We start from the raw sequence: 16,010 nt of genomic DNA, 5'->3' as shown, positions 1-16,010 counted from the left end.
ATAATTAATAATTACAGCATATTTCATCAGGCGTGAGGTACATCCTTCGCAGGCAAGATACCCGCACTACCAACATCTTAACGTTAATATTTGTATCTCATATACGACCGAATCTGCTGTATTATTCATAGCAGAACTATTTCATATATATGTCCTTTATTCACTGTTCCTGAAAAATATCTAAATTTTTCCTCGATCAATTTGTCAATTATGATCAAGAGTAACTTTTTCATCAATATATTTATATTTAAGCTATAAGGCAGAAAATTTGATGAAAAAATAATCAAGAGTCGATATATAGACACAAGAGTTAATATTATTGTTATAGTAGTATCGACTTTATCATCAATTTAAACTCAGCTCGAGACAAACAACAACCACTAAAAAACTGTAAATATATTGATTTTTATGAGTAATTTATCTTCATCAACTCAAGACTCCAGAGAAACACAGACACAAATAGAAACGAATGCTTCCACAACTGAACCAAAACCCAGTTATGTCAAACTGGCCATGAGAAATATGGTGAGGAAGGGAAGTAAATCACTCAAACATTTTGCCCTGACAACCATTGGACTTGTAGGTATATTGGTTGGCCTTGCCTATCTAACGCGATAATTAAAATCACATTTTTGAGCGGAAAGGAGAGTTTAAGGGTGTATCTAGAAGTAAGTGTTCAGGATTATTTCTGGTCGTCCTCTGTGTCAGAAGTAGAAAAGTTAAAAGTCCAGGATGTTAACGAAGTCAGAAGTGGTTTTTGTAACGGGGATTTAAACCCCCCTCCAAAAACATTTTGCCAATCAAGGCGGGGTTTTAGACCCAATTATTTTGATCAGGACAAATTTTATCCCATATCTTCTGAAAATTGGGCATATTGGTTTCAAAAATGGCTAGAGATTCTACAACCAAATATTCCACCTGCTCAAAACTACGAACTTAGTCTACGTCTGACCGGGGATGGCGAAATCCAAATTCTTAATCATCAGTATCGTTATCAGAATCAACCAACAGATGTTTTAGCTTTTGCTGCTCTGGAAGTAAATGTTCCAATTCCAGAAGTAATAGATTCTGATTTACAACTATATCTTGGTGATATAGTGATTTCTGTTGAGACGGCCCTTCGGCAAGCCAGACAACGGGAACATTCATTAACAACTGAATTAGCTTGGCTAGCGGCCCATGGTTTTCTACACCTACTTGGATGGGATCATCTTGACGAACAGAGTTGGCAACAAATGCTCAAACAGCAATTATTTTTGCTTCATACGGTGGGAATTACTATTGAGAAACAAATCACTCCAGAAAATTGACAAGACTTAGGGTAACTTTTGAACTTTTTAGATAGACTATTAATCGAGTAAGTCTTTGATTATCTAGGCCATATTTATTAAATTGAACTGAGGTGGATAAATTATGAAACTGAACGAGTCATCAATGTCTTACAATGAAGCCACTTTTATACACAAATCGAAAAATTCTTCTGCTGCGAAGGTGAAGGGTTCTAAAAGTACAGTTAAACCTAATAGAGAATTATCTTGGCAAGTAGCAAATAGTCTTTTAATTAGCTTCAGATATGCTTGGGCAGGATTGTCTTATGCTTTCCAGACTCAACGTAATTTTCGGATTCACACTTTCATTGGTATTGTTGCTGTTAGTTTGAGTATTTTATTAGAGTTAAAACCAATAGAAACAGCAGTTATTGTATTAACTATTGGATTAGTTATGGCTATGGAATTGCTGAATACTGCTATTGAATCTGTGGTAGATTTAACAGTTAAAAAAAGTTACCACGAGTTGGCTAAAATTGCTAAAGATTGTGCTGCGGGTGCTGTTTTAATTTCAGCTATTGTAGCTTTACTTATCGCAAGCTATCTGATTTTACCTCCATTATTAAGTCTGGTTATTGATACTTTTAGTAGTTAGGGATTATCGCCTTGATTGATTAAATGAGGTACAAGGTTTGAGATTTTAAGTTGAGATTTAATGAAATTTCAAACAAGAGTTGGTTATTTACTAACAGTAAAAAGTCCGGCAAACTTTCTTGCCTGTTGCCTATTACCTGTTGCCTAAAAGCGGGTTATTTACCTAACTCAAATGAAATTACTATATAAGTTTTTGCCATTATCAAAGTATCTGACTTTTCACAAAAAATTATTTTTACTGGAGTAGAGGTTTAGCTATAATCAAAGTACAAAGTATTTTGGAAGTTGACTAATAAGTTATTCTTGCATGAGTGCAATGAAGCTAGAATTATCATAATAGTAGAATGTTTTTTTGTGCTTTAGTTGCTTGCTATTTTTCTCTTTAATTCAGTAGTAAAACTTTCAGTTTTATGAATCTTACGCTTGAGAAATTATTTGTCAAAATAACTAATAAGAGAAATTAGCGAACGCTCGTCGTTTGAGAGATTAAATATATCTAGGAAATTAAGGAGTAGAACGCTTTGATTATAGTTATAGATAATTACGATAGTTTCACCTACAATTTAGTACAATATTTAGGTGAATTGGGTGCAGAATTAGCAGTTGCAGCTAATGTTAAAGTTTACCGTAATGATAAAATTTCTTTGGCAGAAATTAATGACTTGAAACCTGATGGAGTGGTTATTTCTCCTGGTCCTGGTCGTCCTGAAGATGCCGGAATTTCTCAAGCATTAATTAAAGAATTAGGAGCAAGTTTACCTATATTGGGAGTGTGTCTTGGTCATCAAAGTATTGGTCAAGTATTTGGAGGAAACATTGTTGCTGCTCCAGAATTAATGCACGGTAAAACTTCTGAAATTTATCATCACGGAGTAGGAATTTTTGCAGGGTTAGATAATCCCATAATTGCTACGAGATATCATAGTTTAGTTATAGATAAGGAAAGTTTTCCTGAAGTATTAGAAATTACGGGATGGGTTGAGGATGGAACTATTATGGGTGTTAGACATAAAAATTATCCTCATATTCAGGGCGTACAATTTCATCCAGAAAGTATTTTAACTAATTCTGGAAAGTTGTTAATGAGAAATTTTTTGGAAGAGTTATAGAAATTTGAATAGGGGTTTTTAACTGTTGTCTATAATCTGATCATTATAGGTTTCTAAGAACGGTATATGTGGGATGGACAAAGATGGATAGATTTATTGTGATACCAAGTGTGATAAATGTTTGTTAAAAATTTTAGGGACATTGCATGCAACGTCCCTACGGAAGAGGGAAGAGGGAAGAAGGAAGAAGGATTAGAGGGGAAGGGCGAAAAACGTGATGTATGATAACCGGATTTAGTATTATTCTTTTAAAAGTCAAAATTAGCCCAGCTTAATAATTAATTTCTATAATACACCATAGTTTGGTAATTTTATATCACTACAAGAATTGGGCACCGACATTTTTCCATCCTAAAACTCTTTTACAGTTTGCTATTCCCTATTCCCTATTCCCTAGAGTGTAGCGCTATAATTAAAATGCTCCCCAATAAATCTGGCGATCGCTACTTTTATGCTCGGCACAATCTTCGGATGAAGGGTCGGCAGAAATAATTTTTTCATTGGGAAAAGACCTAATTCTTAATTCATTTAAGATAAAGCTAACATTTTCAGATTCAGCATCAATAATACTGGCAATAGGCAGAAGATTATCTAGAGAAAAGTTTCCCAGTTGAATGTTAATAATTTCTGCCAGATAGCAGAGCATAATATATCTACTAGCACTAGAAATAAGATAAAAAATTCTCTGGTTAGCATCAAAATAATAAACCCCAGGAATAGAAGATGCGACCAGAGTTTTATCTGGCAAAACTAAATCTACATTAATTTCACTAGCGGAGATAACTTTAGCAGTTTTTAACCAGTTGAATTCTACTTCTGACTCTAAGTCGTGGTAGTGAAAAATTAATCTCTGTAGACCATGAATAAATTCTGGATAATTGAGGGTATTTTGCCATTTTATACACCATTCAATAGATTGGTTATTATCGGCAGGTTTGACATTTTGAGGCATTTCAATAATATCTTTGAATAAAGATAAACTACCTGCTAGTTTTGCCAATTTTGGAGATACTTGAGGGTGTAATAACCAGGTACTATCTATATGGTTTAGAGGTAGGCGACCGCTCTGTTCAAATATCTCTTCAATAAAGTCTAAATAATCTACATCTGTAGAGATTTACTTGACATAAATCCGAATGTATAAACCATTATGGATAATCAGCAAATATTTCTCTTTGAATTTCGGAAGTATGAATAAAAATGGGATTTCTTGAACTATAGCCAAATACTTCCAGATAATTATTAGCCAAAATAGCTAATGGTAAACCCTGCAAATCTTGATAATTATCCTCCACACAATAACCAAGCATATCTATTACCCATTGCCGATTTTTCAGACTTGCTTTAGGAGCATTTTTTAATGGCAAACCTAAAGATTGATTCATTTTTAAATGATTTCTTAAATCCACAGGTTTAAATTCAGCAATTTTATAACTAGCTTCCACAAAAGCAGACAAGATTTTATCTGGTATTCGAGGTTCAGAAATATCAATTTCATCCGCACTTAAAGGAACAACTAATTTTCTGTGCCAACTCTTAGGAAGAACTTTAATTTTTGTAGGAGCAACCCATTTTGTTGAGTGGATAACTTGCTCGCCATTTTCCAATTTGATTTCTGAATGTTCTACAGCAGATTGAATAACATTTCGCTCATATAAAAGCCTAATTACAAAAATATGTAGTTCCTCTAGAGCTTTGCTAGTAGTAATTTTTATTGTGGGGAAAAATTCGTAAAATTTCTGTGGTTGATACTTGCCAATATCTTCTACTAAGTCAGTAATTAAATTTGCATAAGCATGAGCAACAACATGACGTATACGATTATCAGGCAAATTTTTAAATTTATGAGTCCGCCAATCTAATATAATTTCAACCCTTGTAGCTTTAGCATCATCAGCATTTTGAATTAACTCTTTGAGAATTCCTACACCTTCTGGATAATCTCGAATAATTCCTCGGAGACGAGCGATGAGTGGTTCAGATTGATAGAAGGATTTACCGCCTATTTGACTGTTGGTATATACCATGATTGTTGTTAATAATTATTGTGATTCTCTAAAATTGACTAGCCTTAAAAATATACTCGTTCGGAATTAGAATAGTCTATGGTGAAAATACTGAGTTATTATATCTAAAACGTAAGCATTCAACAGTCAGCTATCAGCTTTAAAGAAAAAAAAAGCAATTTTATCAAAGCTTAAGAGTACAAACCTCTGATTGAGAATGTAGTAGAAATTAAATGAATGCTTGCTTTATTCATTAGACATCTCCAATCAGAAAAAATCAAATCAATTATCGCACAGCAATTATCAATTATTTCCCCCTACTCCCTCTTTTGTGGAGATGTCTATTAAAAAGCTGTTTGCGCAGCAGTCCGCAGGAAATGCTTACTCTAAAACTAAAACAAACTTTGACTTATCTCATTAATATGAGATACAAAATTGTTTCCTGTTCTACCAGTTTGATAAATGTTTCCTACGAATCTCTGTTGCCTATTCCCTATTCCCTGCTTGTATAAAATTCTGTAACTATATGGGCAATAATATATACTATTACATTATTTCTATTTCTTGACTTTCTTATTGCTTATATAACCTATTTGTCAAAAAAAATATCAAACTGGTATTCTTATACCAATTCACTTTAAAGAAGTCACAAATAGTTTCACTCCTTTAAATGTTAAATAACTTCCATAAATTACTGGGTCATCAATTTTTTTATCTGATAAAATATTACTTTTGACTTTTGACTTTTGACTTATAACTTCCGTGAAACGGTATTACCTTCCACTGTTTCCTCTTTTGAGCATTCCCTATTTTTTCCAGCATTTAATTCTCTGTTCAAATCTCAAATGTAAATACTATATTTCAATCAATTTAACCGAGGTGTATAGTATTAAGAAGATACAGTGTATTTGGTGGTTTATGAAGTAGGGACGTTCCATGCAACTTCCCTATAGAACAGGGAGTAGATACCAGAAAAGAAAGAATATAGTTTCTCCAATACTGAGTATTTTATTAAATAAGCTTTCATTATTCAGACCCTGAACTGCTATGCCACATTTACATGGAATCTGCTGTAAATTGATGTGAAACTAACAAATAAAAGATGAAAAGACGAAACTTTATACGTTATACACAGGCAAGTTTATTAGCCTTAATGGGAACTGGTTTAACATCTAAATTTCACCATTCTCAGGCACAAACAGGAGAATCTTTAACAATTAAATGGTTAGGACATACTTGCTTTTTATTTGAAGATGCAGCGACTAAAGTATTAGTAAATCCTTTTCGTCCAATAGGTTGTACCGCAGGGTATCGCAACCCTACAGTAGATACAGATTTAATTTTAATTAGTAGTAGATTATTAGATGAGGGAGTAGTAGAAAACTTTACAAGTAATCCTCCACCAATGTTGTTATATGAACCTGGAGTTTATCAGGTTGATAATAGACAAATTCAAGGAATTCGCACTACTAAAGATAGAGAAGGTGGACGTCGCTTCGGGACTAATGTGGCTTGGTTATGGCAACAAGCAGGAATCAAGATTTTACATTTAGGGGGACTAGCAAGTCCCATTGGCATAGAAGAACGTATTTTAATTGGTCGTCCCGATTTACTACTCATTCCTGTAGGGGGAGGGCCAAAAGCATATACCCCTTTGGAAGCAAAACAGACATTGGAAGTGCTAAAACCCAGAATTGTGATTCCCACTCATTACAAAACTGAAGCTGCTGATGAAGCTACTTGTGATATTGTTCCTATCGAGGAATTTCTCAGTGTGATGGAAGGAACTCCAGTAAGAGTTGTCAATCAGGATACAATTTCGATTACTAGAGCTGATGTTCCTCAAGAAGGCTCGATAATAGAAGTTTTGAGCTATGGATTCGATCAACTATCTCCGGATTCTCTCGGAAGTAATTAAAAACTGAAAAGTAAAACTTAAGTATAATTATGTAAATTATCTTGACACTTATTAAAATTTTGTTAAGATAAATAGAACTAAGTTTACACTTTTTAACAAACAGGAAAAGTAGATCGGTATGAATAATCAAAATAGTTTCAATATAGTGGAAAGAGCGATCGCTATTTTAGGATTAGTTGGTACTAACGCATTCTTCGGTCTACCCGCAGTAGCTAACTTCTCTCAAAAATCTTCCACTCAGTCAGTAGTTAACCAACCTTTACTAATTGCTGACTCTCACTCTAAGGATATTGTCGCAACTGCAGCAGAAGCAGGTCAATTCAATACTTTAGCTGCAGCACTCAAAGCTGCTGGTTTGGTAGAAGTGCTTCAAGGAGAAGGTCCTTATACAGTATTTGCTCCTACTGACGAAGCATTTAAAGCTTTACCAGCAGGAACAGTAGAAAAGTTATTGTTACCAGAAAACAAAGATAAACTGGTAACAATTCTGACTTATCATGTAGTTCCTGGCAAGGTAATGTCTGGAGACCTAGAATCTGGAATGGTTAAGACTGTCGAAGGTAGCAAAGTAGAAGTTAAAGTTTCTGATGCAGATGTAATGGTAGGAGATGCCAAAGTGCTGAAAGCAGATGTACCTGCAAGTAATGGTGTAATTCATGTAATTGACACAGTAATTATTCCTGAGTAATTTAATTAGTGTTATACCATTTAATTTATTGGAAATATATAAATCTACCCCATTCTTAAACTATGCTTACGAATGGGTTTTTTTATGAAGTCAGAAGTCATACCAGTTTTACAAATCTTTGCTACAAATATTTAGGTTATTGCTTAGGAGTCAGGAGACAGGAGACAGGAGTCAGGAGTAGTAGGGTAATAGGTTTGATACCATTTATTATGTAGTAATTTATCTTTTTCGTCCAATAGATATTTCCTAGAAATTATTTGAATACTGTTTATTATTTGTAATACCAATTTCATAAAATATTGCAAAGCGTGAAGACACAGGGAACAGGGAACACTGGAGCTGGGAACAGAGAAAGAAAAACATAAATATTAAAGAGGAAAAAAGGTGGAAACTTTAGAATTTATAGAATTTATAATTTTTTCTTTTAGGAATAAATCACAAATTAAGATGTAACTGCCTTTGCGTGAATTTGGTATTACATTCTTTTTTCAAGTTGGTATAATTCCTATAGAACCCATTTGAGATCTATATAGTTATGGTAGTCAAGTTTTTTCGCGCATCAATTTTGAGAAAAAATCAGCTATAAGGAGCGTTTAATTTTTTGTATTATCTCTCCCCACATCTTCTCTCTTCCCTCTTACCGAAAAATTCTGGGTATGCGCCTCCCCTTTTAAGGGGATAAAAAAAGAGAATATTTCAGATTTCAAGCCTCCTTATTGCAGAGGTACTGATAACTGATAACTGATAACTGAAATGACCTCCTGTCTCCTGTCTCCTGTCTCCTGACTCCTAACTCAAAAAACTTGATATTTATGAAGATACCAAATGGGTTCTATAAATGTTTTAGTCTATTTGTGTAGTGCTATATTTGAAATATTTTTAAGATAAGTTCCAGTTTCTGTACTACTGTAAATAATGTAGTTAATGAAATCGGGAAAACATGAATACCCAAAATATTCAGACTCTCTTCAAAAAGTCCATCAATATCTTAGGATTAATCTGTGCTACTTTAGCGCTAATCTTTGCTAGTCCCTTTTGTAGTCTACCCGCATTAGCTAATCAGCAAGTAGTTAATCAACCTATACTCATTGCTTACGCTCAAGATATTGTATCAACTGCAGTAGAAGCAGGTCAATTCAATACTTTAGCTGTGGCACTAAAAGCTGCTGGTTTAGTAGAAGTTCTTCAAGGAGAAGGTCCATTTACAGTATTTGCACCTACTGATGAAGCATTTGCAGCTTTACCACCAGGATTAGTAGAAGATTTATTACGTCCAGAAAACAAAGACGAACTAATCAAAATTCTGACTTATCATGTAGTTCCTGGTGAGGTAACATCTGGCGACTTAGAATCTGGAAAGGTAAAAACTGTTGAAGGTGATTATATCTATGTTCAAGTTTCCTACAGAGGTGTAAAGGTGGATGATGCTAATGTAATTATTCCAGATGTACCTGCAACTAACGGTGTAATTCATGTTATCGATTCTGTAATTCTACCATCCAGATAATTAGTATTACATTATTAGCGATCGCTATCAAAAGATAGAAATTTGAACATACCTCATTCAAAAGTTAAGTAAGAATGGGGTTTTTTAGTAAGTTTTATAAATTAAAGAAAGAAGCTATACCAGTTTGATAAATTTTTGCTACAAATATTTAGGTTATCGCTTAGGAGTCAACCCACCCCTAACCCCTCCCAGGAGAGGAATACAGGAGTAATAAACCTTTAGTTTAAATATCATTTATTGGCTTGAATATCCTTTTATAATCAAAGGGAAATTTGGTTAAATTATTTTAATTACCCTGATTATTTGAATTATTTCCGTTGGTTGCACAGAATTTCCGTTTTATCTAAGTAAACTAAAAAACCTTGGTTTTCTTCTATTTCTGATTTTTGTGTTTTTCCTTATTCATTACTTATACCAACGAAAATGATATAATTTTAATGCTAATCGCTGATAGCTGAATGCTAATTGCTAGAATATGAATTTGAGTTTCTGTATTATTGTTAAAAATGAGGAAAAAAACTTGCCTCGATGTTTGGCAAGTGTGAAAAATGTAGTAGATGAAATGGTGGTGTTAGATACGGGTTCAACTGATCGAACGCCAGAAATAGCTAAAGAATTTGGGGCAAAAGTACATTATTTTGAATGGTGTAATGATTTTGCAGCAGCAAGAAATGAATCTTTGAAATATGTTACGGGTGATTGGGTTTTAGTATTAGATGCTGATGAATATCTCTCACCAAAAATAGCTCCACATATTCACGAAGCTATTAAGAGCGATCGCTACATTTTAATTAATTTGATTAGAGAGGAAATAGGGGCGCAACAATCTCCCTATTCTTTGGTTTCTCGTCTGTTTAGAAATCATCCTGAAATAAAATTTTCTCGACCTTATCATGCCATAGTTGATGATAGTATTACTGAGATTTTGGCGAAGGAATCTCATTGGGAAATAGGTTCTTTGCCAGAAATAGCGGTTTTACATGAGGGTTATCAAAAGGGAGAAATTACTTCTAAAAATAAGCTGCAAAGAGCAAAAGCAGCTATGGAAAGTTATTTTAGTAATCATCCTAATGATGTTTATGTTTGTAGTAAGTTAGGTGCTTTGTATATAGAAATTGGGGAAAAACAGAAAGGAATGGAATTGCTATTTCGAGGTTTACAAGACCCCGATATAGATAAGACAATTTTGTATGAGCTGCATTATCACTTAGCTATTGCCTATCGACAACAACAAGATAGAGAAATGGCAAAGAGTCATTATAAAATAGCTATAGAATTAAATGTTATGCCTAAATTAAAGTTGGGAGCATACAATAATTTGGGTAGTTTGTTGAAGGAAGAAGGAAATTTACAGGGTGCAAAAATTAACTATGAAATTGCTTTACAGATAGACCCTAATTTTGCAGTTGGTCACTATAACCGAGGAATGGTACTGAAAGAAATGGGTTGGTTTACCGAGGCGATCGCTTCTTATCAAAAGGCAATTCAGCTTGATAGTAATTATGCAGAAGCTTATCAAAATTTGGGAGTTGTATTATTGAAAGTTGGTCAAGTACCGGAAAGTTTAGAAGCGTTTAGGAAGGCTATTAATTTACATGAAAAATATAATCCTATAGAAGCAAAAAGAATTAGGCAAGGGTTAGAGTCTATGGGTTTTGTGTTGTAGGGATATAAATAAATTATTGGCAAAATTTATCAAGTTTAAGTAATAAAATTTTCTCAGATTTAAGTAAGATTAAACTACATCACTATAATAGTAATAAATCCTCAGTATTTTAGTATATGAAAGGTTCTACTCTCCATGCTTCTGGAAGCCAGTATATACCAATCTTATTAAATGCTTTGAAAAAGATTTTTTTTGCTTCCTGATGTAGCTTATCAATATTACGATAATTGTAAACTGGTCGAATAACTTCTGCGGGGGATGTTCTGATGTTATATTTTGCTAATAAACTTAGGATAGTTTTACCTCCTCTACCTGCTTCTCCACTGTGATTAATATTGCAACAACCTATAGCAACTAAAACTGTAATCTGTAGTAATGAATCAGGTTCTTTAACAATTAAAAATACATCTAGAGCACCTAAAAATTATCCTTGTTCAGCTTTTTTTAATAGGAAAGATGCAGGGTTTTCTGATGATTCAGCATAAATAAACCAATCGGGAGGCAGATTTTTAGGTACATTTTCTCCCATCAATATACAACCAACAATTGATTCTGGCTTGTATTCAATTAAAGTAAAAATGGGAATGATAGATGCTTTCATTAATGGATAATTGATAATTGATAATTGATAATTACCTCTGGTTAAAACCGCTCTTGATTGAAATAAGGAAATATTATTTCTTCTCTTGGTCGATTGGATATGGTTAGAAAACCCATCCATTCCTCGACCGCTTTTTTCCCCTTAAAAGGGGAGGCTTCAAGGCACGAATTATTTAATTATTAATTATTCGGTAATTCCTTCTTGAAAAAAATGAAATTCATTATTGCTATTTATCAAATTTTCTAAAATAAACTAATATCACATATTAATTGGGCTATCAAATCATAGCGATTTTCACTCATGTTGACTACAAAACTTCTGCCCTCAGCATAAGTGTCTCATACCAATTTGAAAAAAGAATGCTACAAAAAGGTAGACCTTGATCGGATATGCTTAAAAATAGCCAGTATAGTTCATTTTAGATAGTTATTTATATCGTTTTTCCATTTTTTTAAATATTTATCCCTTCTTCCTTCTTCCCTCTTCCTTCTTTGATACGGAAGTTGCATGCAACGTCCCTACCATGTGTAACAAACATTTATAAAATTGGTATCACAGGTGTTAAAAAAAATTAAATAATTTGAGTAAATTTAAAGATGATTATTTGGATCGATAAATTCAGGATTTTTGAGCATAAGAAATTAATTAGGTTGATTTTTCTGAGTGGAATACTATTTATTTCTAGCTGTAATATATTCCCCGAAACTAAAACAGAAAAACTATCAAAAACTTTACCTGTAGAATCACCTCAACCACCTCAACCAACTCCCTATGTTACGGAGGCAAAATTAATGGCGGTTGGAGATATTATGATGCACGGTATGCAAATCAAATCTGGTTATAACTCTCAAACTAAAACTTATTCTTATCAAGGTTTTTTCACAGAAGTAAAAGATATTTTATCTGCTGGTGATTGGGTAATTGGTAATCTAGAAACAACATTAGCAGGACCAGAATCTGGATATACAGGATATCCTTTATTTAATGCTCCGGCAACATTAGCTGATGCTATTAAATGGGCAGGTTTTAATATTTTAAGTACTGCTAATAATCATTCATTAGATAGACGAGAAAAAGGTCTGTTAAAAACTCTAGAAAATTTACGCGATCGCGACATTTATCCAGTAGGTACGGCAGCATCTTTAGCAGAATCTCAAGAAATTTTAATAGTGGAAAAAAATGAAATTTTGATGGCTTTCTTAGCTTACACTTATGGCACTAATGGTATCCCAATTCCTCAAGGGAAAGATTATCTAGTAAATTTAATTGACGAACAAAAAATTATTCAAGATATTACTAGGGCAAGAGAGAAAGGAGCAGATATTGTCACAGTTTCTCTACATTTTGGTGCAGAATATCAACGTCTACCTAATACTAAACAAAAACAATTAGTGGAAAATTTAGTTAATGGAGGAGCAGATATTATTTTAGGTAGTCATCCTCATGTAGTTCAACCCTATAAAATATTTAACGTTACATCAAAAAATGGAGAGACTCGTCAAGCAGTTGCGATTTATTCTATGGGTAATTTTATTTCCAATCAAACGAAAAAAGATACTAAATTGGGAGTAATTTTTCAGGTTAATATTCAGAAAAGTTTTCCAGAGGAAACAATTGAAATTTCTGGTGTGGAAGCTTTACCGACATGGGTACATCGTTATCGGAAAAATGGGAAATTAAACTTTCGGGTTTTACCATTAGAGGAAGTTGTTAATGCTAAAAACGATCCTTTACTTAAATCTAGAGATTATTCATTGCTAGAAAAATATTTAACTCAAATGAATAGTCATATTAATTCGTTAAAAGAAGGAGTAGAGGTTCAATAATAATTAATAATTAATAATTAATAATTAATAATTAATAATTAATAATTAGGGTTTGCTGATTAACTCTAAAAGCATTTATACCAATTTCATAAAATATTGCAAAGCGTGAGGAAACAGGAAACAGGGAACAGGGAACAGGGAACAGGAAACAGAGAAAGAAAAACATAAATATTAAAGAGGAAAAAAAGTGGAAATTTTAGAATTTATGGAATTTATAATTTTTTCTTTTAGGAATAAATCACAAATTAAGATGTAACTGCCTTTTTTGAATTTGGTATTACAGATAAAGGTTGTAGCCTTTTTGCTGCGAAAAAAGTGTCAGCTTTTAGCTCCTAATTTAATTGCCCAAAATACTAACATTTTGAGCAGACAAGGACAGAAAAATTGAGCGACAATTCTTTCAACTGCCTTCTCTGTAATACCAATTCCCATGCATTAGTGCTATATTTGCGCAATACTTCAGTTATCAACTAATTAGCAGAAGCAGAATCACTTTTTTGCTAATTTTAGCTAATTTAATATTCATTATTCTTATGTTTTATTCTCCCCCACTCCCCTACTCCCCTATTTCCCATCCGGGGAGGAGTTAGGGGTGGGTCCCCTGCTCAACAAAATGTAGAAAAGTTTTTGATAAATGGTATAGTTCCCATTCATTCTGACTTCTGACTCCTACCCTCCACAAAAAGACTTTTTCAGCAAACCCTAATTAATAATTACCGAATAATTAATAATTAATAATTAAATAATTCTAGTTTAAAGCCTCCCCTTTCAAGGGGAAAAAAGCGGTCGTTTGCGGAGCATTCCGTAGGATGGGATGGCGATCTTCGGAGCGGCTCTGTCAAGAGCGGGTCTCCTCCCCATATCCATGAGACCAAGAGAAGAAATAATATTTCCTCTGGTAATTCCTGTATTACGAATAATAAAGTTCAGTAGACTAGAAAAGGTGAATATATTATCCTTTTTTTTAATATCAGGACTTACGCAAAGGCACTATTTATAGGGTACAGTAACTATTTGACAATAGTTTTTAACACTATATATAGCGTATCTGCGTAAGTCCTAAATATAAAACACTATTATGAGGTGATTATGCCTAGTTCTTCCACTGGTCCGCAGAAAATCAGTATTAACCCAAGTGGCAAGTTAGTAACAGTTGCTGCCTTTGCTCAATCAAGTGCTAATCAAACAGTAACAATTGTTGACTCTAATGGTAATGAAGTATTTTCTGCTTCTGGTAGCAGCAGAAGTGGTGGAGTATTCACCTATATCGGTGGTGGTAGCTTCACATCAGCAGGAGATGGAAATTACACAGTTACCCTAACCGAAGGTTCTGATATATTGGTAGGTGAAGACGCTATTATAGAAAAAGGCGAAGTCTTTTTGCACCGATATTCTTTCATCACTAATGATGGTGGTTCTAATGCAAAACCCGACTTTAATGATCTTTTTGTAACTCTCTCTGTATTTGGTTACACTGGTTAGTCCAGTAGGGTGCGTTAATGAAATGTAGCGCACCGTTTATAGCAAATATTTCTGGTAAAAATAACTTTCCTTCATAACTGAAGTTACCAAATATCAAGCATTTGCTCGAATAAATAATGTTTAGAAATAGAAAATCCAAGATATAGCAAAGTTGATGGTAATTGGTATTACTTCTGCTCTAAATGCCTTTACTTGTAACAGCATACAACCCAAGTATTTCCATGACCCCACTCACGACTAAGTGTATTCGGGTTTGAATACGGATCGCCCCACGGCCAGGCATATTTCACAGGTTCATTACAACTCTTATTATTAGGTGTATATTTGCCGTGCATATTATTATTTGAGACCCAAACAAAGGGCACTTGAGAACAACGTTTCTGTTCTCTATTATTGGCAGCACAAATCTCTTGTCCAGTCTTACCAAGATACGAAGGTGGTACATGAGCAGCTAATGCTCCAGATACAGATGAGCAAATTTCATCAGCATCAGACTTTGTGACAATTACTCTAACATTTTCAATAGATCCCAGAGAGGCAATTTTCCCTTTAGCTTCCTCCATTATTTTTTCAGTTTCTTTCTCAAAATCTTTTAGAGCTTTATCCTTTTCTTCTCTTATTTTCTCAGGTTTTAAGTCTTTGACATCCTCTTTAAGGTTTTGAATATCTGAGCGTATTCCACCAAAAAAGAGAGGTATACCTACAAATGCAGTTAGTATTGTAACTAACCCCACCCCTAATTCAATCTTTCTCAGAAAATCCATTTTTACACCTCCAGCTAAATTTTATTTATAGCTTTTGTCTATTAATTATCTATCTAATTTAGAACTTTTTTTAGTTTATAAATCAATTGTTTTTTTAGTATATATAATAGTATAGTCAGGACTTACGCAGAGACTCTACATATAGAGGGCGAATGGCATTCGCCCCTACATATGGTTGTTTCAAGGTCAATTTGCGTAAGTCCTGATAATTTGAAATACATTTAATTGTGCAAATGAAATGTACGAATCTCCCCAAATTCCCCTCCTAGAAGAGGTTAGGGGTAGGTCTCTATCTCCCCATCTCCCCATCTCCCCATCTCCCTATCTCCCTATCTCCCCATCTCCCCAAAAAGGTACTTTATTAACGAGATTCTATATTACTCCCATCTCCATTTTTTAACTCAATTACTTCTGTAGGTATAATTTTCCCAATAGTTGTTTCCGCAGGTTGTAAATTAGTTTGATTTGATGGTTTAACGTAACTATTTTTAATTTCCTCAAGCCAATTAATCATTAAAACT

15 protein-coding genes are annotated in these 16,010 nt (G+C 33.7%); 10 read left to right on the top strand and 5 right to left on the bottom strand.

Translation table 11 applies throughout. From position 1 onward, the window contains the following. The first annotated feature begins 408 nt into the window (after positions 1-408). The 4 genes from F6K23_RS20185 (at position 409) to F6K23_RS20170 (ending at position 3,031) form a co-directional block, all read left to right on the top strand. The gene (locus F6K23_RS20185; protein WP_293159129.1) at positions 409-618 is read left to right on the top strand and encodes a DUF3285 domain-containing protein; all 210 of its coding nucleotides are present in this window, start codon (positions 409-411) and stop codon (positions 616-618) included. A 38-nt stretch (positions 619-656) separates the two neighbouring features. Beyond that, on the top strand, positions 657-1,310 hold the full coding sequence (gene ybeY / locus F6K23_RS20180) for an rRNA maturation RNase YbeY (RefSeq protein ID WP_293159127.1): 654 nt from the start codon (positions 657-659) through the stop codon (positions 1,308-1,310). 103 nt (positions 1,311-1,413) lie between these two features. Beyond that, the gene (locus tag F6K23_RS20175) at positions 1,414-1,923 is read left to right on the top strand and encodes a diacylglycerol kinase family protein (RefSeq protein WP_293159125.1); all 510 of its coding nucleotides are present in this window, start codon (positions 1,414-1,416) and stop codon (positions 1,921-1,923) included. Between the two features lie 520 nt (positions 1,924-2,443). Further along, a complete protein-coding gene (locus F6K23_RS20170) occupies positions 2,444-3,031 on the top strand; it encodes an aminodeoxychorismate/anthranilate synthase component II (RefSeq protein ID WP_293159123.1) in 588 nt (195 codons plus the stop codon). A 412-nt stretch (positions 3,032-3,443) separates the two neighbouring features. Here F6K23_RS20170 and F6K23_RS20165 read toward each other — a convergent pair whose 3' ends face one another. Both F6K23_RS20165 and F6K23_RS20160 read right to left on the bottom strand, forming a co-directional pair. Further along, the gene (locus tag F6K23_RS20165; RefSeq protein ID WP_293159121.1) at positions 3,444-4,031 is read right to left on the bottom strand and encodes a hypothetical protein; all 588 of its coding nucleotides are present in this window, start codon (positions 4,029-4,031) and stop codon (positions 3,444-3,446) included. A 148-nt stretch (positions 4,032-4,179) separates the two neighbouring features. After that, positions 4,180-5,058, bottom strand: a complete 879-nt coding sequence (locus tag F6K23_RS20160; protein ID WP_293159119.1) for a hypothetical protein — start codon at positions 5,056-5,058, stop codon at positions 4,180-4,182. A gap of 1,081 nt (positions 5,059-6,139) precedes the next feature. Between F6K23_RS20160 and F6K23_RS20155 the strand changes: the two genes are divergently transcribed. From F6K23_RS20155 to F6K23_RS20140, 4 genes are all read left to right on the top strand, one after another. Beyond that, positions 6,140-6,955 (top strand): MBL fold metallo-hydrolase, encoded by an 816-nt coding sequence (locus tag F6K23_RS20155; RefSeq protein WP_293159117.1) that lies wholly within the window; start codon positions 6,140-6,142, stop codon positions 6,953-6,955. A gap of 118 nt (positions 6,956-7,073) precedes the next feature. Next, positions 7,074-7,643, top strand: coding sequence for a fasciclin domain-containing protein (locus tag F6K23_RS20150; RefSeq protein ID WP_293159115.1), 570 nt, complete (start codon positions 7,074-7,076; stop codon positions 7,641-7,643). A 940-nt stretch (positions 7,644-8,583) separates the two neighbouring features. Then, on the top strand, positions 8,584-9,150 hold the full coding sequence (locus F6K23_RS20145) for a fasciclin domain-containing protein (protein ID WP_293159113.1): 567 nt from the start codon (positions 8,584-8,586) through the stop codon (positions 9,148-9,150). Positions 9,151-9,625: 475 nt separating this feature from the next. Beyond that, complete coding sequence (locus F6K23_RS20140) at positions 9,626-10,816, top strand: glycosyltransferase (protein WP_293159111.1); 1,191 nt, start codon at positions 9,626-9,628, stop codon at positions 10,814-10,816. Between the two features lie 424 nt (positions 10,817-11,240). Here the strand turns inward: F6K23_RS20140 and F6K23_RS20135 are convergent, their stop codons facing one another. Next, on the bottom strand, positions 11,241-11,537 hold the full coding sequence (locus F6K23_RS20135; RefSeq protein ID WP_293159109.1) for a hypothetical protein: 297 nt from the start codon (positions 11,535-11,537) through the stop codon (positions 11,241-11,243). 476 nt (positions 11,538-12,013) lie between these two features. On the opposite strand from F6K23_RS20135, the gene F6K23_RS20130 reads away from it, so the two are divergent. Then, entirely contained in the window at positions 12,014-13,243 is a 1,230-nt protein-coding gene (locus tag F6K23_RS20130) for a CapA family protein (protein WP_293159107.1), read from the top strand. A gap of 1,089 nt (positions 13,244-14,332) precedes the next feature. Continuing rightward, a complete protein-coding gene (locus F6K23_RS20125) occupies positions 14,333-14,725 on the top strand; it encodes a hypothetical protein (protein ID WP_293061518.1) in 393 nt (130 codons plus the stop codon). Between the two features lie 188 nt (positions 14,726-14,913). On the opposite strand, the gene F6K23_RS20120 is transcribed toward F6K23_RS20125, so the two are convergent. Next, complete coding sequence (locus tag F6K23_RS20120) at positions 14,914-15,489, bottom strand: hypothetical protein (RefSeq protein ID WP_293159105.1); 576 nt, start codon at positions 15,487-15,489, stop codon at positions 14,914-14,916. A 186-nt stretch (positions 15,490-15,675) separates the two neighbouring features. Next, positions 15,676-15,798, bottom strand: coding sequence for a hypothetical protein (locus F6K23_RS20115; RefSeq protein WP_293159103.1), 123 nt, complete (start codon positions 15,796-15,798; stop codon positions 15,676-15,678). Positions 15,799-16,010 lie beyond the last annotated feature (212 nt).

The sequence above is a fragment of the Okeania sp. SIO2C9 genome (genome assembly GCF_010672455.1).
Lineage (GTDB): Bacteria > Cyanobacteriota > Cyanobacteriia > Cyanobacteriales > Microcoleaceae > Okeania.
This window is presented reverse-complemented; position numbering and strand designations above follow the sequence as displayed.